This is a genomic window from Flexivirga oryzae, assembly GCF_014190805.1.
In the GTDB taxonomy this organism is placed as follows: Bacteria; Actinomycetota; Actinomycetes; order Actinomycetales; family Dermatophilaceae; genus Flexivirga; species Flexivirga oryzae.
Map to the genome: position 1 here is coordinate 1,250,550 of NZ_JACHVQ010000001.1, position 19,790 is coordinate 1,270,339.

Sequence of the window (19,790 nt, forward strand, 5' to 3'; positions counted from 1 at the left end):
GCGTTTCGCGACCGCGATGTCGTGTTTCTCGGGGTTTCCGGGTGAATCCATCTTCTACCCGCGTCGGTGGGTGTTCGACGGTGGTCTCGGCTACTGGTCAGTAGTCTCGACGGCTGGGGTGATGCGGTTCGTGCTGTGCTGCGGGGGCTCTACGGCAGGTTGAGCGGAGCGTGCCGGTGGACGTCCTTGTAGAGCAGGTAGCGGAAGCGTCCGGGGCCGCCGGCGTAGCAGGCCTGCGGGCAGAAGGCGCGCAACCACATGAAGTCGCCCTCCTGCACTTCGACCCAGTCCTTGTTGAGCAGGTAGACCGCCTTGCCCTCGAGCACGTAGAGGCCGTGCTCCATGACGTGCGTCTCCGGGAACGGGATGGCGCCGCCGGGCTCGAAGGTGACGATGTTGACGTGCATGTCGTGGCGCACGTCGTCGGGGTCGGCGAACCGCTGGGTGCACCACCGGCCGTCGGTGTCGGGCATCGCGCCCATCGCGACGTCGGACTCGTGGGTGACGAACGACTCGGGCAGGTCGATGCCGTCAACGACGGTGTAGCGCTTACGGATCCAGTGGAACGTGGCGGTGGACCCGGTGTCGTTGTGCAGCGTCCAGGACTCGCCCGGCTTGAGGAAGGCGTAGCCGCCGGCCGGCAGCCGGTGTTCGGTCCCGGCCAGCTCGAGACGCAGCTCGCCGTCGACGACGAACAGCACGCTCTCGGCGTCGGGGTTGGTGTCGGGGCGGTCACTGCCGCCGCCGGGGCCGACCTCGACGATGTACTGCGAGAACGTCTCGCTGAAACCGGTGAGCGGCCGGGCGAGCACCCACAGCCGCGTGTCGTCCCAGAACGGGAGCCGGCTGGTGGTGATGTCGCTCATCGTGCGGCGGGGGAGCACGGCGTACGCCTCGGTGAAGATCGAGCGATCGGTGGTGAGCTCGGTCTGCGCCGGGAGACCGCCGCGCGGCGTGTAGTAGGTGTTCGTCATGTGGGGGCTCCTGACCTTCGGTGAGTGAGCTCGGTGAGCTCGGGAACGGTGAGTTGACAGGCGGATTCGACCTCGTCGGCGCCGATCGCGCCACAGTGGACACCGCGTAACAGGGCCTGCGCGAGCATGCGAGCCGTCGCCGGCTCGTCCATCACGTCGCCGCCGGAGGTCTGGTGCACGTATGCCGCGAGGCGGGCGGCCGCGCTGGGCAGCGCGCGCCGGAAGAACAGGAAGTTCGCCAGGTAGCGCGACACGAGGTGGCCGGGGTGCATGTCCCAGCCCTGGTAGATGCCGCGGACCAGGGAGCGGGTGACCAGGCCGGTGTGCAGCCGCCACGTCGCGTGCGCCGACTCGCGGTCGCCGAAGGCGACGACGTTGGTGGACCCGTCGCAGATGCGGGTGCCGGTCTGGGCGGCGGCGACCTGCATGACGGCCTTGGCGTGGTCGGCGGCCGGGTGATCCAGCGCCTGGTATGCCGCGGCGATGCCGAGGCCCGCGCTGTAGTCGAAGGTGCCGTAGACCAGTGAGCTGACCCGGCCGAGCGCCGCGTGCACCATCCGCGCGACCGCCGTTGTCCCGTCGGCGGCGAGGATCGCCTGCGGTGTCTCGACCTGGATCTCGAAAGTCACGCTCCCCGAAGGCAATCCGAGCTCCTGCTCGAGGGCCGCGCACGCCGTGTCCATCGCTGCCGCCTGGTCGACGCTGGTGACCTTCGGCAGGGTGAGGACGTTGCCGGGCAGCAGGCCCGCGTCCGTCATACCCCGCTGGTAGTCCACCAGGGTCCGCACACCGCGCGCCCGGGTCGGCGCCTCGAACGACTTGAAGCGGATGCCGTGCCAGGCGGGAAGTTCGTCGGTTTTGGCCAGGTCGGCGAAAGCGGCGAGCACCGCCGTCAGGTGGGTGTCCTCCGCATCGTCCGATCGCACGCCGTAACCGTCCTCGAAGTCTGCGCGCAGGTCCTCGATCGGCTCGTCCTGCAGCTTCGCGACGACGCGCTCGTAGACCGCGGCGACGTCCTCGACGGGCTCGCCGGTGGCCTGCGCGAGTTCGTCCGGACCGGGGGCGTACGTCGCCAGCAACTCGCGGGCGGCCGCCGCGAACGTGCGGACGTCGTCCGCGCCGCAGCGGTCGGCCGGCAGGTAGACGGTGTGGATCGGGTGGCGGCCTGCCGGCGGCCCCGGATAATGACGCACGAGCGCCGCGTCGGCAGCGGCGAGCGAGGCGTCGAGACGCTCGGTGAGCGTGGTACGGAAATCGGACACTGTGGCTCCTCTCGGCCCGGTATTCCGTATTATGGAGTATAAATTCCGTGTTGGCGAATATATCTGGACCTAGAGGAGTCGCGATGGCACAACAGAGCCGCCCCGGGGGTGTGCAGTCCGTGGGCCGCGCGCTCGACATACTCGAGCTGATCGACCAGGCGGGCGGTGAGATGGCGCTCGTGGAGGTCAGCGCGGCCTCCGGACTGCCGATGCCGACCATCCACCGGCTGGTGCGCACCCTGGTGGACCGCAACTATCTGCGGCAGTTGCCGGACCGCCGCTACGCGCTGGGGTCGCGGCTGATCCCGCTGGGCAACTCCGCGCTCGACGCGTTCGGTTCGCGCAGCAGTTCGGCGCTCGCCGACGTCGTGCGCCGGCTGGGGGAGAGCGCCAACCTGTCGGCCCTCGACGGCGACATGCTGGTGTATGTCGGGCAGGCCCCGTCGCCCCGGGCGATGCGCATGTTCACCGAGTTGGGTCAGCACGTGCACCCGCACTGCCGGGCGGCGGGCAAGGCGTTGCTCGCCCAGCTGGGGGACGACGAGGTGCGCAGCATCCTGGACCGGATCGGCATGCCGCCGATGACAGCTGCGACCATCACCGACCCGGACGAGTTCATCGCGCAACTGGACCGGGTGCGGCGGGAGGGCGTCGCGCACGAGTACGGCGAGATGGAGGAAGGCGTCGTCTGCCTGGCGCTTCCGGTCGTGGGCGGCACGGCGAACCTCGCGTTGTCGATCTCGGGGCCCGCCTCGCGGATGACCGAGGCGCTGCAGGAACGTGCGGTGCCGGTGCTGCGGGAGGTCGCCGGTGAGCTCGCGACACAGCTGGCCGTCTGATCGCGATGGTTTGTCGCCAACCCCTTGACAGTCCGCCGAGACGGGAGCATTATTTCTACATGCGGAATACAACTTCCACACAGCGGAATACGCTGGAGGGCTTCAACACAGCGTCGGACGACGACGCGTTCCGCACGCTGCTGCCGCTGTGCAGCGCCGATCGCTGGGCGCGAGCCGTCGCAGCCGGTCGGCCGTATGCAGACCTGGGCGCGCTCCTCGAGGCGTCGGACCGGGTGTTCGGTGAGCTGGAGGTCGCGGACCTGGACGCGGCGCTGGCCGGACACCCGAGGATCGGGGACCGGGTCGGCGGCGACGACGAGGCAGCCCGGCTCTCGCGCTCCGAGCAGTCGGCGATGCAGTCGGCCGACCAGCAGGTCGCCGACCAGATCCTGGCCGGCAACGCCGCCTACGAGCAGCGCTTCGACCGGGTCTTCCTGATCCGCGCCGCGGGGCGCGCCCCCGAGGAGATCCTCGCCGAACTGCAGCGCCGGCTCGGCAACGACCCGGCCACCGAGGTGGCCGAGGTGCGCGAGCAGCTGCGCCAGATCACCCGCCTGCGACTGGAAGCGACCTTTTCCGCATGAGTTCGTCCCTGTCCACCCATGTTTTGGACGCCGTCAACGGAACACCGGCCACCGGTGTCGCCGTCACGGTGTTCTCCCAGACCGGTGCCGGAACCGATGGCCAGCCCATCGGCGCCGGGACCACCGACGATGACGGCCGCGTCCCCGGACTGGTGCCCGACGGGCTCCAGCCCGGGACCTACCGCATCGTCTTCGCCACCGGCAGCTTCTTCGAGCGTGCCGGGGTCCGGGCCTTCTATCCCGAGGTGGCGATCACCTTCGTCGTCGACGAAGACCGGCACTACCACGTGCCATTGCTACTGAGTCCGTTCGCGTTCTCCACCTATAGAGGGAGCTGATCCTGATGTCCTATGTGCTCGGGCACAACCAATACGGCAAGGCCGAGGTCCACGTCGTTCGCGTCTTCCGGGACAACCCGGATGCACCGCACGACCTGGTCGACTACAACGTCTCGGTGTCGCTCAGCGGTGACTTCACCGATGCCCACAAGACCGGTGACCAGGCCAACGTGCTGACCACCGACGCCTGCAAGAACACCGTGAACTCCTACGCCAAGGAGGCCGGTGAGGCGGTCCGCGAGCCGGAGTCGTTCGGCCTCGCGCTCGCCGAGCACTTCCTGGAGGTGCCGCAGGTCTCCGGGGTGCGCATCAACATCGAGGCGTTCCCCTGGGCCCGCTCGCACGACAACCCGCACGCGTTCGTCAAGAACGGCGACTACGTACGCACCGTCACCGTCACCGGGAGCGACGCCGGCACCAGCGTCGTCAGCGGCCTGAAGGAGCTCACCGTCCTGAAGACGACCGACTCGGAGTTCCACGGCTTCTACCAGGACAAGTACACGACGCTGCAGCCGACCGACGACCGCATCATGGCGACCGCGGTCACGGCGCAGTGGGCGCACGAGGGCACCGACGTCGAGTGGGGCAAGTCGTTCGACCAGGTGCTGGACGCCATCACCGGCAGCTTCGCGGCGGCCTACAGCTACGCGCTGCAGCACACCCTGTTCGACATGGGCAGCGCCGTGCTCGACGCCGCACCCAGCGTCGCCGAGGTGCGCTTCAGCTGCCCGAACAAGCACCACTTCGTGGTCGACCTGAGCCCGTTCGGGGTCGAGAACAACTGCGAGGTGCACTACGCCGCCGACCGGCCCTACGGCCTGATCGAGGCGACCGTCAAGCGCACCGAGGACGTCGACAAGACCTCGGCCTACGACCCCGGCCAGGCCTGGTAGGTCGCGGACCCGTCGGCGCCGGCCCGGCATACCCCGAATCGCACGCGATCAGGGTGTGCCGGGCCGGCGTTCGTGCACCGGAACCGCTGGGTGGTTGTCCCGAAATCACGCACTCCGGTTGCAAACGGCCGCACTTCCTAGTGAACTACGCCCATGGCAATTGGGGCCCAGAAAACCGCACTGGCCGAAAAGCTCGGCTTCGAAAAAGATCAGGTGGTGCAAGAGCTCGGTTGGGACGAAGACGTCGACGACGCCGTCCGCGAGCAGATCGAGGACGTCACCGGATCCAGCCTGGAGGACGAGGACTACGACGGTGTCGTGGATGCCGTCGTGCTCTGGTGGCGTGAAGGCGACGGCGACCTGATCGACGACTGCGTCGACGCGCTGACCAACCTCGCGGACAAGGGGTTCGTCGTGCTGCTGGTGCCCGGGGCCGGGCACCCGGACCACGTCGACGCCAGTGACATCGCCGAGGCGGCCCAGACCGCCGGCCTCAAGGCCGGCACGTCCACCAGGGCCGGCGCCGACTGGATCGCGACCAAGCTCGTGCAGGGCGGCGTGGCGAAACAGCGATGAGCGACTCACCCATCACCGTCGGCGCATCGGCGCCCGACTTCACCCTCAAGAACCAGCACGGACAGGACGTCTCGCTCGCCGAGCGCACCGCCGACAAGCCGGCGCTGCTGGTCTTCTACCCGTTCGCCTGGTCCGGTGTGTGCACCGGCGAGCTGTGCGGCATCCGCGACGACCTCGTCGGCTTCACCGGTGACGGCGCGGCCGACGTGCTCGCCATCTCGTGCGACCCGATGTTCACGCTGCGCGCGTGGGCCGACGCACAGCACTACGACTTCGAGCTGCTGTCCGACTTCTGGCCGCACGGTACGGTGGCGCGCGACTACGGCGTCTTCAACGACGCCGCCGGTATGGCGATCCGCGGCACGTTCCTGGTCGACCGGTCCGGTGCCGTGCGGTGGACGCAGGTGAACGGGCCCGGTGAGGCGCGTGATTTCGCCGGTTACCGCGAAGCGCTCGCCGCTCTGTGAGCAGCACGTATCTCCCGAGTTTGCCCGGCGGGTGCCGACTGGCAGAATGACGGGCGCCGCGGTGGCCCAGCCGCCCGCGGGCCTGTAGCTCAGTTGGTAGAGCACCGCGTTTACACCGCGGCTGTCGTCGGTTCGATCCCGGCCGGGCCCACCGCACACCTGAACAACGAGAGAGGCACCACGTGAGCAGTCCCACTCTGGCGGATGCCGTCCGCGTGCTCGAGGGCTTCTACCCGAGCCACACGGCCGCCGAATGGGACCGGGTCGGCCTGGTGACCGGTGACCTCGAACAGTCCGTCCAGCTGGTGCATTTCGCCGTCGACCCGACGCTCTCGGTGATCGAGGAGGCACGGGACGCCGGCGCCGACCTGCTGGTGACCCATCACCCGCTGCTGCTGCGCGGCGTGCACTCGGTCGCCACCACCACCGCCAAGGGCGCCGCCGTGACCACCCTGGTCGTCGCGGACATCGCGCTCTACTGCGCGCACACCAACGCCGATGTCGCGACGCCCGGCGTCAACGACGCGCTCGCCGCAGCGTGCGGGCTGCCCGCGGATGCCGACTCGCTCGGTGACGAGGACGGCGCACCGCTGGGCAAGGTCGGCGACCTGCCCGCACCGGTGCTGCTCGGCGACTACGCGGCGGCGCTGGCCGAGGTGTTGCCCGCCGCACCGGCCGGGCTGCGGGTGAGCGGGGACCCGGACGCCACCGTCCGTCGCGTCGCCGTGCAGGGCGGGGCCGGCGACACCCGCTTCGACGCGGTGCGCCGCAGCGGCGCGGACGTCTACGTCACGGCGGACCTGCGACACCACCCGGCGCTGGAAGCACGCGAAGAAGCACGCGGCGGCCCGCCATACCTGATCGACGCGGGGCACTGGGCGACCGAGTGGCTGTGGCTGGCCGGCTGCGCCGACCGGTTCCGGGAGGCGCTACGCGAACAGGGGTATGACGTGCAGACCACCGTCTCGCAGGTGCGCACGGACCCGTGGGATCTCGTGGTGCCCACCGGGCGCCCCGGACCGACCGAACCGAAGGAACAGTGAGCTGACGTGAAGGCTGACCTGACCAAGCAGTGGCGACTGCTGGACCTGCAGAAGCTCGACACCCGCCTCGACCAGCTCGCGCACCGTGAGCGGACCCTGCCCGTGCAGGGCCAGCTCGCCGACGCGGCCGCGAGCGCGAACACCCTGCAGGAGGACGTGGTGCTGGCCCGCACCGCCCTGCAGGACAACGAACGTGCGGTCAGCAAGGCGGATGCCGACGTGCAACTCGTACGGGACCGGGCCGAGCGGGACCGCAAACGGCTGGACGCCGGCACCGGGACCGCGAAGGACCTGCAGAACCTCCAGCACGAGCTGGAGACCCTCGCACGGCGCCAAGCCGAGCTCGAGGACATCGAGCTGGAGGTCATGGAGCGGGCCGAGAGCCTGCAAACCGATCTCACCGCCAAGGAGAAGGCCCAGCAGGACGCGGCACAGGCGGTCGAACGGCTGACGGAGGAGCGTGACACCGCGCTCGCCGAGATCGGGTCCGAGCGGGAGGGTGTGCAACGGGAGCGAGCCGACGTGGCCGCGGGCGTCGGTCCCGACCTGCTCCCGCTGTACGAGAAGCTGCGCGAGCAGATGGGTGGCGTCGCGGCAGCAGCCCTGCAGCAGAAGCGTTGCAGCGGCTGCGGATTGGAGCTCGGGCAGGCCGAGCTGTCCCGCATCCGGTCGGCACCGGAGGATGAGGTGCTGCGCTGCGAGGAGTGCCGCCGCATCCTCATCCGCACCGCCGAGTCGGGGCTGTAGCTCGATGGCCCGTTCCCTGATCATCGAGGCGGACGGCGGCTCCCGGGGCAATCCGGGTGTCGCGGGCTACGGCGCGCTGGTGCGTGACGCGCAGGACCGCTCGCTGCTGGCCGAGCGGGCAGCACCGTTGGGCAAGGCGAGCAACAACGTCGCCGAGTACCAAGGCCTGATCGCCGGCCTGCGTGCGGCGCAACAGATCGACGCCGGCGCCGAGATCTCCGTCCGGATGGACTCCCGGTTGGTCATCGAGCAGATGGCGGGTCGCTGGAAGATCAAGCACGAGGACATGCGCCGTCTCGCCGGTGAGGCGCAGGAGATCGTCCGGGAGTTGCGTGCCGCCGGCGGCGGGGTCGTCGAGTGGACCTGGATCCCGCGCGCCCAGAACAAGGCCGCCGACAAGTTGTCCAACGACGGCATGGACGGCAAGCGCGTCGAGCGTGACCTGTGGCGGGACGCGGCCGACCCTGCACCGGCGACGACCGACGAGTCGCGACCGGCGCCGCCGACACGCACCGTTGCGGCGCGGCTGATCCTGCTGCGGCACGGTGTCACCGACTTCACGCAGGGCGGGCGGCTCGACGGCCGCGGCGGCGCCGACCCGAGTCTCAACGAGGCGGGCCTGGACCAGGCCGACCGCGCGGCCAAGGCCCTCGCCGAGCTGATCAGTGGTCCCGCGACCGTGGTGACCTCGTCGCTGACCCGCGCCCGGCAGACCGGGGCCGCCGCCGCACGGGCGCTGGGCGTTGAACCCGTCGTCGACCAGGACTGGGACGAGCAGGCCTTCGGGGTCTGGGACGGTCTGAGCTACGCCGAGATCGGGGAACGCTACCCGGGCGATCCCGCCAGGATGCGCAGCGAGGACGACTTCCGGATCGAGGGCGGGGAGACCCACCTGGAGCTGATCGAGCGGGTCAACGCGGCACGGGAGCGGGCCGTCGCCCGCGGCGGGACCGTTGTCGTCGCCACCCACCGGCTGCCGATCCTGGTCGTGCTGCAGACGCTGCTCGGGATGAGCTTCGCGCACGCGTGGCTGCTCGCCGCCGACCCGGCATCGATCACCGAGATCGACGTGTATGCCGACGGTTTCGCCTGTATCGCATTCACCAACGACACGCATCACCTGCGCTGACATCCGGCGCGCCGTTCGTCAGCCGGACCCCCGCCGCAGGGCGCGGGATCGTGTGGAAAGCTGCGACCCATGACGACACCTTCCGATAAGTGGGCACCGGACACGGTCGCGGTGCGTGGCGGCCTGGCACGCAGTGCGTTCGAGGAGACCTCCGAGGCCCTCTACCTGACGTCCGGCTTCGTCTACCAGACCGCGGAGGACGCCGAGGCGGCGTTCACCGGCGACGTCGATCGTTTCGTCTACAGCCGCTACGGCAACCCGACGGTTGCGGTGTTCGAGGAGCGCCTGCGGCAACTGGAGGGCGCCGAGGCCTGCTACGCCACCGGGTCCGGTATGGGAGCGGTCTTCACGGCCCTCGCGGCGTTGCTCGGGGCGGGGGACCGGGTCGTCGCGTCTCGCGGGCTGTTCGGCTCGTGCTTCGTGATCCTCGACGAGATCCTGCCCCGGTGGGGTGTCACCACGGTGTTCGTCGACGGGCCGGACAACGCGCAGTGGGAGGCGGCGCTGTCGGAGCCGACCACCGCGGTGTTCTTCGAGACGCCCAGCAACCCGATGCAGGAGCTGGTCGACATCGAGTTCGTCACCGAGAAGGCGCACGCCGCGGGTGCGCAGGTCGTGGTCGACAACGTCTTCGGCACCCCCGTCTTCTCCGCTCCGCTGCAGTACGGCGCGGACATCGTGGTCTATTCGGCGACGAAGCACATCGACGGACAGGGCCGGGTGCTCGGCGGTGCCATCCTCGGCCCGGAGGACTACATCCAGGGCCCGGTGAAGAACCTGCTGCGGCACACCGGCCCGTCGATGTCCCCGTTCAACGCGTGGCTGCTCGTCAAGGGCCTGGAAACCCTCCGGCTGCGGGTCGAGGCCCAGGCCGAGGCCGCCCTGCGGATCGCCGGCGCGTTGGAGGGCCACTCCGCCATCCGCCAGGTCTGGTATCCGTTCCTGGAGTCGCACCCGCAGTTCGAGCTCGCCCAGCGGCAGATGACGGGTGGGGGCACCGTCATCACGTTCGAACTCGACGGCGGTAAGGACGAAGCGTTCGCTCTGATGAACGCCCTTGAAATCGTTGATATCTCGAACAACCTGGGCGACTCGAAGTCGTTGATCACGCACCCGGCGACGACGACGCACCGCCGGATGGGCGAGGAGGCCCGCCTGGCCGTCGGCATCACCGACGGGGTGCTGCGCATCTCGATCGGGCTGGAGGACCCCGACGACCTGCTGCGTGATCTGACGCGCGCGCTCGGCTGATCCGGGCCCCTCCGGAGGACGCCGGCGCAGACGCGTTACGGTGGTGCGGACAACCCGCGGGAGCTCGGAGAAACCGGGCTGAGAGGGCGACCGATCTGTCGCCGACCGCTACGACCTGAGCCGGAGGCGGGGTCCCCGCGAAGTATTCGGGGGAGCGCAGCGGAGGAGAAACTTCGTGGGGTGCCAGTGCCGGCGGAGGAAGGGATCTGCGATGTCAGCGACGTCGTCATACACCTGGTGGCCGGTGCTGGGAGCACCGATGGAGGACGGCCTGAAGCGGGTGCTCGCACACGACTTCTTGCAGGGCCTGCCCAGCGGCACGTTGCCGCGAGAGGCCTTCGGCTACTTCATCATTCAGGACACGCTGTACCTCAGCGACTACGCCCGAGCGCTCTCGCTGCTGGCGGCGAAGGCACCGGTGGGATCCGCGGCGACCCTGGCGGCGCACGCCGGCGCCGCGGTCGCCACCGAGCTCGAGCTGCACCCGTCGCTGCTCCGAGCGGCCGGGCTCGACCCGGGACTGTTGCACAGCACCCCGAAATCGCCTGCCACCACTGCCTATACGAGCTACCTGCTGGCCGTGTGTCATCAGCGACCGTTCCACGAGGGCCTGGCAGCGGTGCTGCCGTGCTACTGGATCTACGAGCAGGTCGGTCGCGCGCTGCAGGCGGAGGGTTCGAGCGACCCGGTGTACGCCGCCTGGATCGAGGCGTATGCCGCGCCCGGCTTCGCCCAGAGCGTCGCCGAAACACTCGGCGTGGTGGACGCTGTCGCGACCCGGCTGTCGGGGCCGGAGCTGGAGGACATGGCCCGGCACATCGAGACCACGACGCGTTACGAATGGATGTTCTGGGACGCGGCGGTGCGCGGGGAGCAGTGGCCGTGGTGACCGGGGCGGACGTCGCCGCGCTGCTCGCCGAACTTCGCGGTCGCGCGCCGTTGGTGCAGTGCATCACCAACTCGGTGGTCACCGGCTTCACCGCGAACGCCCTCCTCGCCCTGGGTGCGGCACCAGCGATGGTCGACAACCTCGAAGAGGCAACGGTTTTCGCCGGTGTCGCAGACGGGGTGCTGATCAATGTGGGGACGCTGACGCCGGCACTGGGCGAGACGATGGTCGCCACGGCCCGTGCGGCGGGTAGCGCGGGGACCCCGTGGGTGCTGGACCCGGTGGCGGTCGGCGGCCTGCCGCTGCGCGACCGGGTTGCTGCCGAGCTGGTGCCGTTGCGCCCCACCGTGATCCGCGGCAACGCCTCGGAGGTCATCAGCCTGTCGGGCGCGGACGGTGGCGGTCGCGGGGTCGACAGCACCGCCGGCACGGACCAGGCGCTGGACGCGGCCCGGTCGCTCTGTGAGCGGACCGGCGGCGTCGTCGCGGTCAGTGGACCGACCGACCACATCGTGTCGGCGGACGCGACGTCGACGGTGTCCAACGGTGACCCGATGATGACGAAGGTGACCGGAGTCGGCTGCGCGCTGGGCGCCATCACGGCCGCCTTCGCGGCGTGCGCGCCCGCGCCGGACGCCGCATTCGCGGCCACCGCCGTCTGGACGATCGCGGCCGAGATCGCGATGGAGCGGGCGTCCGGGCCCGGCAGCTTCGCCGTGCAGCTGCTCGACGCGTTGTACGCGCTCGAGCCGGCAGATCTCGAAAGGCTACGGAGGTGAGCAGATTCGATCCGGCATCCCTGCGCCTCTACCTGGTCACCGACCGCACGCTGTGTGGCGAGCGCGGGGTCGTCGACACCGTGCGCCGAGCACTGGCCGGCGGCGTGACCACCGTGCAGCTGCGCGACCACGACGCGACCACCCGTGAACTGCATGAGACGGCAAGGCAATTGCGTGCGCTCACCCGTGACGCGGGCGTCCCGTTCATCGTTGACGACCGACTCGACATCGCACTGGCGGTGGGTGCCGACGGCGTGCATCTCGGCCAGTCCGACCTCCACCCGGTCGACGCGCGGCGGGTGGCCGGGCCCGGCCTGGTCATCGGTCACTCGGTGTCCTGCATCGAGGAGATCGAGGCCGTTGGGGAGTGGCCGGAAGGCACGGTCGACCACCTCGGGGTCGGGCCGGTCTTCGCGACACCGACCAAGCCGAACGCCGCGGCCCCGCTAGGGATCGACGGGGTGCGCGAGGTGCTGGTCGGTTGTGAGCTGCCCGCGGTCGCGATCGGTGGGATCAAGGGGAGCCACGTGGCGCCGTTGCGCGCTGCGGGTGCCGCAGGAGTGGCGGTCGTGTCGGCGGTCTGTGCCGCACCGGATCCCGCCGCGGCGGCCCGGGAGCTGCTCGCCGCGGAGGTGCCGTCGTGACGGCATACATCCCCACCGTGCTGACCATCGCAGGCACCGACCCGAGCGGCGGCGCGGGGATCAGCGCCGACCTGAAGACCTTCTCCGCGCTCGGCGCCTTCGGGACCGCGGTGATCACGGCGGTGGTCACCCAGAACACCCGGGGCGTCGCCGGGATCCACCAACTGGACGGCGAAACCGTTGCGGGACAACTGAACAACCTGCTTGACGACGTCCATGTCGACGCCGTGAAGATCGGCATGCTCGGCACCGTCGAGGTGATCGAGTCGGTGGCCGCCGTGCTGCGGGAGCGCGCGCCCGCTCCTGTGGTGCTCGACCCGGTGATGGTGGCCAAGAGCGGCCACCGGTTGCTCGCCCCGGATGCCGTGGCTGCGATGCGGGAGCAGCTCATCCCGCTGGTCGACCTGATCACCCCCAATCTGCCCGAGGCCGCGGACCTGCTGGGCGTCGGCGAGGCGACCAGTGTCTGCGACATGGCACGTCAGGCGAATGCATTGGCCGATCTGGCGTCCGGGGTCCTGCTCAAGGGCGGCCATTTGAGTGGTGCGGACAGCACCGACCTGCTGGTCGTCGACGGCCGGGTAACCGAGTTCGACGCTCCGCGGGTCGTCACGCGCAACACGCACGGCACCGGGTGCACACTGTCGTCGGCGATCGCGGCGCTACGGCCGCAACGGGATTCGTGGGTCGTGGCGGTACGCGAGGCGAAGGAGTACCTCACCGGTGCACTGCGCGCGGCGGACGACCTGTCGATCGGCAGTGGGCACGGCCCGGTTCATCATTTCTGGCGGATGTGGGACGACCCTCACACCTGAGCCAGGGCGGCGGTGGCCGCCACGACGGTGACGACCGCGACGAGGAAGCTCTCGATCGTGAAGCGCCGCAAGGGGATCGTCAGGTGGGCGCGCTTGCAGCGGCCGAACCACAGCATGGTCGCCAGGGAACCCCACACGGTGACGATCGGGCCGGCGTTGACACCGACCAGCAGCGCCATCAGCCGGTGTGCGGAGCCGTTCGCGGCACCCTCCGCCGCCAGGTAGGCGGGCAGGTTGTTGACCAGGTTGGCGCCGATGCCTCCGGTCGCGGCGACCCGGAGCAGGTCGGCGAACGAGTCGCCGGTCCCGGCGATGTGCGCCATCAGGGTGTCCAGGCCGTGGGAACGCAGGAAGTCCACGATCGCGAAGAGGACGGTCACCACGACGACCATCAGCCAGGGGACGGCGATCGTCCGCACCGCACTCCGGTTGCGGATCGCCAGCGCCACCACCAGGACTCCCGCGCCCACGGCAGCTGGGATCGCGGGGATCACTCCGCTGACGAACGCCGGTCCGAGCAACACACAGACGCTCGCTGCGATGCGGAACAGGACGGGGTCGGGCGGGGCGGGAACGGTGGGGACGTCATACCGTCCCGTCAACTGTCTCCCGTGCAGCAGCAGGACCACGATCGCGGTGGCCGCCATCGCCACGATCGCGGGTGCCCAGGCGACGTGCAGGTATGCCGACAGGCCACCCCACCGCTGGAACTCGTGCAACGCCAGCAGGTTGCTCAGGTTGGACACCGGCAGCAGCAGGGAAGCCGTGTTGGCCAGCCACACGGTCGTGAACGCGAACGGTAGGGGCGGTACCCCCGCCTGACGCGCCGTGGTGATGACGACCGGGGTCAGCAGGACAGCCGTGGTGTCCAGGCTGAGGACCGTCGTGCACAGGCAGGAAAGGCCGACGACCACCGCCCACAGTACCATCGTCCGGCCGCGCGCCAGACGTGCGGCCCAGTGTCCAGCAACCTCGAAAACCCTTGCATGATCGGCGACTTCGGCGACCACCGTGATGCAGACGAGAAACGCCAGGACCGGACCGACCCGGTCGACCAGCAGGGTCACGGCGCTGTCACGGACAGATCCCACGGCGTGCCGGTGCGCTTCGGCTCGTGCAACTCGACCGTGAACGCGTCACCGACCACGTCGCGCAGTGCCTGCGGGGTTCTCGGGCTGGCCCCCGCGACGGCCAGGTGGCGGGTGACCAGACCGCGGGTGTGCTTGGCGTTGTGGGTCGCCCCCGGCACCTGGATCCGCACCCACCGGCCGGCCACGGACCCGGTGGGTGACCAGGCTGCGGCATACGTGCTCGACCGGCAGTCGACGACGACGCCGCTGCCGGCGAACTCGGTGAGCGGACCACCGACCTCGCTGCGCCAGTGCGCCGCGAGCGGGCCCACGCCAGGCAGATTGGTGCCCATCGACAGGCGGTAGGCCGGGACCTTGTCCGCCAGCCGCAGCGCACCGAACAGTGCCGACTGCACGACGATCCAGCGCCGGGCACGGCGCAGCGCCGCGCTGTCGAGAGTGGGCAGGTCGAGGGCGTCATACAGGACACCGGTGTAGAGCGTCTCGACCGGACCGGCCGGTGCGGTGCGCAGGGCCAGGTTGCGGGCGACGTCACCCGCGAGGCTCTGCCCGACGCCGAGCACGTCGAGCGCGTCCGGGCGCGCGCTGACGGCCGCGAGCACGTCGAGCAGCTTGTCGCGTGCCGCGGTCAGCTCGGGGAAGGACAGGGCGTCCAGATCCAGCGGTCTTCCGCGGCGCCGGGGGGTCTTGGTCTCGGACGGCGGCAGGAGGATCAGCACGGCGGAAGACTACGACGTGTGCCGTCCGGCGTGTTGCGGCGACCGCGTGGCGGGCGTCGTTTCCCTATGGTGGGCCCATGGACCTACGGCACATCATCCCTCACGTTCACCCCGCCGACGGCGCGGACGCAGGACCGCTGGAACGCGCCTTCGCCGCGCTCCGGGAGCAGATGGGCCTGGAGCACGACTACCCGGAAGATGCGCTGGCCGAGGCGAAGCCGGCGGTGGCGGACGTGCAGTTGCCGGACCGCGACGAGACAGCGGTGCCGTTCTTCACCATCGACCCGGTCGGCTCCATGGACCTGGACCAGGCGATGTTCCTGGAGCGGGCGGACGGCGGTTACCGGGTGCGCTACGCCATCGCGGACGTCCCGGCGTATGTCGCCCCGGGTGGTCCGCTCGACGCCGAGACCCGCAAGAGAGGTCAGACCATCTACCTGCCGGACATCCGGGTGCCGCTGCACCCCAAGATCCTCAGCGAGGCCGCCGCGAGCCTGCTGGCCGGCGAAGTCCGGCCGGCGTTCGTCTGGGACATCGCCCCTTCCGCTGCCGGCGAGGCGGTCTCGAGCGAGGTCTACCGGGCGCAGGTGAAGAGCGTCGCACGGTTGGACTACGAGACCGTGCAGCAGCAGATCGACGACGGGTCCGCCGGCGAGGGGCTGCAGTTGCTCAAGGAGATCGGTGAGCTGCGGATCGGCCTGGAGGCCAAACGCGGCGGCGCGAACCTCCCGATGCCGGAGCAGGAGGTCACCAAGGGCGACGACGGCAACTACCACCTCACGTTCCGGCCGCAGTTGCCGGCGGAGGAGTGGAACGCGCAGATCTCGCTGCTCACCGGGATGGCGGCGGCCGAGCTGATGTTGCATGCGAAGGTCGGCATCCTGCGCACGATGCCGGTCCCCGAGCAGCGTTCGATCGACCGGTTCCGCCGGCAGGCGAAGGCGCTGGGGGTGGAGTGGCCGGCGGACCAGCACTACGGCGACTTCATCCGCGGGCTGGACCGGTCGAACCCGAAGCACCTGGCGCTGATCCACGACGCGACCAGCCTGTTCCGGGGCGCCGGCTACACCCCGTTCGACGGTGCCGTCCCGGACGACACGATCCAGTCGGCGGTGGCGGCGCCATACGCGCACGTGACCGCGCCGCTGCGGCGGCTGGTGGACCGGTTCGGCCTGGTGGTGTGCGAGGCGACCAGCCAGGGGCAGGACGTCCCCGGCTGGGTGCGTGAGGCGCTGCCGACGCTGCCCGACATCATGCGCAGCACCGATCAGAAGGCCAGCCAGGTCGACCACGCGTGCACCGACGCCGTCGAAGCGGCGATCCTGGCGCACCGGGTGGGCGAGACCTTCCCGGCATACGTGGTCGACACGGACGAGAAGGGCGTCACCGTGCAACTGGTCGATCTGGCGGTGACGGCCAAGGCCGCCGGGCAGGCCACCGAAGGCGACCAGGTGCAGGTCAAGCTCACCGAGGCCGACATCGCCACGCACACGGTGAAGTTCGAACTGGCCTGAGCGGCCACGGCACTCAGTCCTCCAGGGCCGGGAGCCCATACTTGAGGCATGCACACCGCGGCTCGGCGGTTCGTCGTGTTCGGCCCGCAGCATCTGCTCGTGCTGACGGTCTTCCTGGCCGGCTGCGCGGTGCTGCTGGTGCTGGGCGCGCGGCTGCGTGCGCGACCCGAACGGCAGGCGCGGGTCATGCGGGTGGCCGGCGTGGTGGTCCTCGTGCTCTGCGGTCCGTTCGAGCTGGACGACGTCATCGTGGGGGTGCGACACCCGCTGACCGGGCTGCCGCTGCAGCTGTGCGATCTCGGCTGGCTGGTCGCCTGTGTCGCGCTGCTGACCGGCAGCCGGCGGCTGTGCGCGCTGCTGTATTTCTGGGGTTTGACGCTGTGCATCCAGGGGGTCATCACGCCTGACCTGGACGACGTCTTCCCCCAGCTGCAGTTCTTCGGCTTCTGGGTGCGGCACATCGCCCCCGTGTGGGCGGCGGTCCTCCTGGTCGGCGCACGGATCGGGCCGACGTGGCATGGCTTCCGGTTCACCGTGCTGGTGACGACGGTCTGGGCGGTCGGCGTGATGGGTCTCAATTTCGTCATCGGCAGCAACTACGGCTACCTGAACGGCAAGCCGTCCGTGCACTCGGCCCTCGACCTGCTCGGTCCCTGGCCGTGGTACGTGTTGGTCGAGGTCGTGCTCGTGATCGGCGTCTGGGCGCTGATGACGTGGCCGTGGAACCGGTCACGGCCGGTGTGAGGGGTGGCTCGAGAGTGCAGTTCCGGTCGGTATGACGCGGTCGGAACGACCACATGTGCACTCTCGCGACGCCCACACCCGGCGCGACCGTTAGGCTGTCCCGCGGATGAGTCGGCCGGGCGGCCGCGGCACGAGCAATCGGGTCGAGGAAAGTCCGGACTCCGAAGGGCAAGGTGGTGGCTAACGGCCACCCGGGGTGACCCGCGGGACAGTGCCACAGAAAACAGACCGCCGTCGGCTCCGGCCGGCGGTAAGGGTGAAACGGCGGTGTAAGAGACCACCAGCACGCCAGGCGACTGGTGTGGCTCGGTAAACCCCACCTGGAGCAAGATCAGACAGTGTGCGTTCGAGGGCTGCCCGTCCGAGCACACGGGTAGATCGCTGGAGGCCGCCGGTAACGGTGGTCCTAGATGGATGGTCGCCACGTGTCCGCCGCTTGCGGCGGCGCCATACAAAATCCGGCTTACAGGCCGGCTCATCCCTTTAGCCAGGAGGAACACGTCATGACCGAGTCATCGAGCAGGCAACTCCAGACGGATGCCGCGGAAGCGATTCTGCGCCGGATCCCCGAACTCGCGCCGGACGCGAATGCGGCCGAGCTGAGCGCTCTCGCGGACGCGTATTCGTCGGTTGCGATCCACGAGGACGAGGAGTTCGATCCCTCGCTGCTGCAGAAGTGGGCCTTCGACCAGGCCGCCCAGTACGTCGACTTCGAGGTCGTCGAGGACGACGACGAGGACGAGGACGAGGACTGAGCGGCTTTCGGGAGACGCCCGGGGCCGGATTCCGGGCGTAGGTCGCCACTGGGGGGACTCCGGTACGTCGGGGGGCCGGATTTGCGTGCATAGCTCGCCACTGGGGGGAGTCCGGTACGTCGGGGGGCCAGGGTCCGCGCGTAGGTCGCCACTGGGGGGACTCCGGTACGGGCATGTCGGGTCCGGCATCTTGCAAGATCTCGACCGGACCGCATGATCCGCCCGAGTTTCGCCGATCAGCGGACGTGACGTGACCGCTGGGCGCACCCTGCTGTCATCAGCTCGGGGAAGGGGCCGATCATAGTGAAGTACGCGGTGTCGTCGGTGCAGAGCCACCTGAGCTTCCAGGGGTTCTCGTGCCAGGGCCTGATCGACCAGCTCGACTCGGCGTACGCCGACAAGTTCACGCTCGGGCAGGCCACCTACGGTGCGCAGCATGCGGGAGCGTGCTAGCCGGCGGTGAGCCCGTGAGCGCTCCGACCACCGGCACTCGACAGCAAGGACGATATGGCGAACCGCTACCAGAGCTGGCCTCCTGTGCCGCCTACCCCCAAGAAGCGACTGTGGCCGCGCGTGGTCGGTGCCTTCGTCGCGGTGTTCGTGGTTCTCGGTGTCGCGAGCGCGGTGAGCGATGCGCTGCGGGGTGACGCCGGCAACGGGCGGTCGGGGACCGTTGGTGTCACCGCAGCCGGTGCGGCACCGTCCTCAGGCCCCAGCAGGACATCCACCGCGGTGCCGGCCGGTGCCTCCGCCCGCTCGTCGAACACCACCCCGACCGTCGATCCCGCCGCCGCGAAGTCGCAGATCGCGAAGTCGACGCACACCAGGAAGCCGTCGGCTGCGCTCGCCGAGCTCGCGGCGCTGCGGGTGAAGGGCCGGGCGCCGAAAACCGCGTACACCCGTGGGCAGTTCGGGCCGGCCTGGACCGACGACGTGACCGTGGCCGGCGGGCACAACGGCTGCGACACCCGCAACGACATCCTTGCGCGCGACCTGACGGCGATCACGTTCAAACCGGGCACGCGCGACTGCGCCGTGCTGACGGGCACGTTGCACGATCCGTACACCGGGAAGACCATCGTGTTCCACCGCGGCATCGGCAGCAGCGATGCCGTGCAGATCGATCACGTCGTCGCACTCTCCGACGCGTGGCAGACCGGCGCCCAGCAACTGTCGGCCGCCCAGCGGCAGAACTTCGCCAACGACCCCCTCAACCTGCAGGCGGTCGACGGTCCGACGAACGAGTCGAAGGGCGCCGGCGACGCCGCGACCTGGCTGCCGCCGAACAAGGCCTACCGGTGCACGTACGTCACTCGGCAGGTGGAAGTGAAAACGAAGTACCACCTGTGGGTCACCCCGGCCGAGCACGACGCGATCGCCCGCGTCCTGCGCACCTGCGGTGGTACCGCGGCGGCTGCGACGACTCCGTCGATCACGCCCGCGACAACCCGGGCCATGACGCCGTCACCGGCTGCGAGTACGACGCGCGCGCCCCTGCCTGCGGCACCGGCGCAGACCGCTCCGCTCTCCGCCGGCTGCACCCCGCTCTCGAACGGCGGGCACTGCTACAAGCTGCGGGAGTTCTGTGCCAAGCGGTACCGCGGCACCGCAGGCGTCTCCGCCGACGGGGAGCGGATGGTCTGCAGGGACAACAACGGCTGGCGCTGGGAGCCCGTGTAGGCGCACCGGTCCTGGTCCGGCCCCGGGTGGCCGTGACCGTGCGGTGGTGGTGTGATG

The 19,790-nt window shown here is 70.0% G+C and carries 23 protein-coding genes, 1 tRNA gene and 1 other RNA gene; 21 read left to right on the forward strand and 4 right to left on the reverse strand.

The features are described from left to right. Positions 1 to 149 precede the first annotated feature (149 nt). On the reverse strand, positions 150 to 974 hold the full coding sequence (locus FHU39_RS05745) for a bifunctional allantoicase/(S)-ureidoglycine aminohydrolase (protein ID WP_183319468.1): 825 nt from the start codon (positions 972 to 974) through the stop codon (positions 150 to 152). Further along, entirely contained in the window at positions 971 to 2,236 is a 1,266-nt protein-coding gene (locus FHU39_RS05750) for a DUF6986 family protein (RefSeq protein ID WP_183319469.1), read from the reverse strand. The genes FHU39_RS05745 and FHU39_RS05750 overlap by 4 nt, the downstream gene beginning before the upstream one ends. A gap of 83 nt (positions 2,237 to 2,319) precedes the next feature. Here FHU39_RS05750 and FHU39_RS05755 point away from each other — a divergent pair, with 83 nt between their 5' ends. The 15 genes from FHU39_RS05755 (at position 2,320) to thiD (ending at position 13,230) form a co-directional block, all read left to right on the forward strand. Then, a complete protein-coding gene (locus FHU39_RS05755; protein WP_183319470.1) occupies positions 2,320 to 3,075 on the forward strand; it encodes an IclR family transcriptional regulator in 756 nt (251 codons plus the stop codon). A gap of 59 nt (positions 3,076 to 3,134) precedes the next feature. Then, positions 3,135 to 3,659, forward strand: coding sequence for a 2-oxo-4-hydroxy-4-carboxy-5-ureidoimidazoline decarboxylase (uraD, locus tag FHU39_RS05760; RefSeq protein ID WP_183319471.1), 525 nt, complete (start codon positions 3,135 to 3,137; stop codon positions 3,657 to 3,659). After that, positions 3,656 to 3,997 (forward strand): hydroxyisourate hydrolase, encoded by a 342-nt coding sequence (gene uraH, locus FHU39_RS05765; RefSeq protein WP_183319472.1) that lies wholly within the window; start codon positions 3,656 to 3,658, stop codon positions 3,995 to 3,997. The genes uraD and uraH overlap by 4 nt, the downstream gene beginning before the upstream one ends. A gap of 5 nt (positions 3,998 to 4,002) precedes the next feature. Next, on the forward strand, positions 4,003 to 4,890 hold the full coding sequence (pucL, locus tag FHU39_RS05770; RefSeq protein WP_183319473.1) for a factor-independent urate hydroxylase: 888 nt from the start codon (positions 4,003 to 4,005) through the stop codon (positions 4,888 to 4,890). A gap of 153 nt (positions 4,891 to 5,043) precedes the next feature. Beyond that, entirely contained in the window at positions 5,044 to 5,466 is a 423-nt protein-coding gene (locus tag FHU39_RS05775; protein WP_183319474.1) for a DUF3052 domain-containing protein, read from the forward strand. Next, the gene (locus FHU39_RS05780) at positions 5,463 to 5,933 is read left to right on the forward strand and encodes a peroxiredoxin (protein WP_183319475.1); all 471 of its coding nucleotides are present in this window, start codon (positions 5,463 to 5,465) and stop codon (positions 5,931 to 5,933) included. Before FHU39_RS05775 ends, FHU39_RS05780 begins: the two co-directional genes overlap by 4 nt. Positions 5,934 to 6,011: 78 nt before the next feature. After that, a tRNA-Val gene (locus tag FHU39_RS05785) sits at positions 6,012 to 6,084 on the forward strand. Positions 6,085 to 6,115: 31 nt separating this feature from the next. Beyond that, positions 6,116 to 6,976, forward strand: coding sequence for a Nif3-like dinuclear metal center hexameric protein (locus FHU39_RS05790; protein ID WP_183319476.1), 861 nt, complete (start codon positions 6,116 to 6,118; stop codon positions 6,974 to 6,976). Between the two features lie 6 nt (positions 6,977 to 6,982). Further along, on the forward strand, positions 6,983 to 7,723 hold the full coding sequence (locus tag FHU39_RS05795; RefSeq protein ID WP_183319477.1) for a CT398-like coiled coil hairpin domain-containing protein: 741 nt from the start codon (positions 6,983 to 6,985) through the stop codon (positions 7,721 to 7,723). 4 nt (positions 7,724 to 7,727) lie between these two features. Beyond that, complete coding sequence (locus FHU39_RS05800) at positions 7,728 to 8,852, forward strand: bifunctional RNase H/acid phosphatase (RefSeq protein ID WP_183319478.1); 1,125 nt, start codon at positions 7,728 to 7,730, stop codon at positions 8,850 to 8,852. Positions 8,853 to 8,921: 69 nt separating this feature from the next. Beyond that, positions 8,922 to 10,103: an O-succinylhomoserine sulfhydrylase gene (locus FHU39_RS05805; protein WP_183319479.1), complete on the forward strand. Its 1,182-nt coding sequence runs from the start codon at positions 8,922 to 8,924 to the stop codon at positions 10,101 to 10,103. Positions 10,104 to 10,314: 211 nt separating this feature from the next. Further along, positions 10,315 to 10,992, forward strand: a complete 678-nt coding sequence (gene tenA, locus FHU39_RS05810) for a thiaminase II (protein WP_221185145.1) — start codon at positions 10,315 to 10,317, stop codon at positions 10,990 to 10,992. Further along, positions 10,986 to 11,771, forward strand: a complete 786-nt coding sequence (gene thiM / locus FHU39_RS05815; protein ID WP_343065745.1) for a hydroxyethylthiazole kinase — start codon at positions 10,986 to 10,988, stop codon at positions 11,769 to 11,771. The genes tenA and thiM overlap by 7 nt, the downstream gene beginning before the upstream one ends. Then, positions 11,768 to 12,415, forward strand: coding sequence for a thiamine phosphate synthase (gene thiE / locus FHU39_RS05820; RefSeq protein ID WP_183319481.1), 648 nt, complete (start codon positions 11,768 to 11,770; stop codon positions 12,413 to 12,415). Before thiM ends, thiE begins: the two co-directional genes overlap by 4 nt. After that, the gene (gene thiD / locus FHU39_RS05825) at positions 12,412 to 13,230 is read left to right on the forward strand and encodes a bifunctional hydroxymethylpyrimidine kinase/phosphomethylpyrimidine kinase (RefSeq protein ID WP_183319482.1); all 819 of its coding nucleotides are present in this window, start codon (positions 12,412 to 12,414) and stop codon (positions 13,228 to 13,230) included. Before thiE ends, thiD begins: the two co-directional genes overlap by 4 nt. Here thiD and FHU39_RS05830 read toward each other — a convergent pair. Next, positions 13,221 to 14,321 carry an SLC13 family permease gene (locus FHU39_RS05830; protein WP_343065746.1) on the reverse strand — a complete coding sequence of 367 codons (1,101 nt, stop codon included), beginning with the start codon at positions 14,319 to 14,321 and terminating at the stop codon, positions 13,221 to 13,223. The two genes, thiD and FHU39_RS05830, sit on opposite strands and share 10 nt — an antisense overlap. Continuing rightward, positions 14,294 to 15,040, reverse strand: coding sequence for a peroxide stress protein YaaA (locus FHU39_RS05835; protein ID WP_183319483.1), 747 nt, complete (start codon positions 15,038 to 15,040; stop codon positions 14,294 to 14,296). Before FHU39_RS05835 ends, FHU39_RS05830 begins: the two co-directional genes overlap by 28 nt. A 77-nt stretch (positions 15,041 to 15,117) precedes the next feature. Between FHU39_RS05835 and FHU39_RS05840 the strand changes: the two genes are divergently transcribed. The 6 genes from FHU39_RS05840 (at position 15,118) to FHU39_RS05865 (ending at position 19,733) form a co-directional block, all read left to right on the forward strand. Beyond that, the gene (locus FHU39_RS05840; protein WP_183319484.1) at positions 15,118 to 16,554 is read left to right on the forward strand and encodes an RNB domain-containing ribonuclease; all 1,437 of its coding nucleotides are present in this window, start codon (positions 15,118 to 15,120) and stop codon (positions 16,552 to 16,554) included. Between the two features lie 48 nt (positions 16,555 to 16,602). Further along, a complete protein-coding gene (locus FHU39_RS05845) occupies positions 16,603 to 17,298 on the forward strand; it encodes a YwaF family protein (protein WP_183319485.1) in 696 nt (231 codons plus the stop codon). Between the two features lie 107 nt (positions 17,299 to 17,405). Beyond that, an RNA gene (gene rnpB / locus FHU39_RS05850) (RNase P RNA component class A) lies at positions 17,406 to 17,780 on the forward strand. Between the two features lie 21 nt (positions 17,781 to 17,801). Continuing rightward, positions 17,802 to 18,053 carry a hypothetical protein gene (locus FHU39_RS05855; RefSeq protein WP_183319486.1) on the forward strand — a complete coding sequence of 84 codons (252 nt, stop codon included), beginning with the start codon at positions 17,802 to 17,804 and terminating at the stop codon, positions 18,051 to 18,053. Positions 18,054 to 18,368: 315 nt separating this feature from the next. Then, positions 18,369 to 18,506 (forward strand): Ltp family lipoprotein, encoded by a 138-nt coding sequence (locus FHU39_RS05860; RefSeq protein WP_343065865.1) that lies wholly within the window; start codon positions 18,369 to 18,371, stop codon positions 18,504 to 18,506. Between the two features lie 84 nt (positions 18,507 to 18,590). Next, positions 18,591 to 19,733: an HNH endonuclease family protein gene (locus FHU39_RS05865; RefSeq protein WP_425484761.1), complete on the forward strand. Its 1,143-nt coding sequence runs from the start codon at positions 18,591 to 18,593 to the stop codon at positions 19,731 to 19,733. Positions 19,734 to 19,790 lie beyond the last annotated feature (57 nt).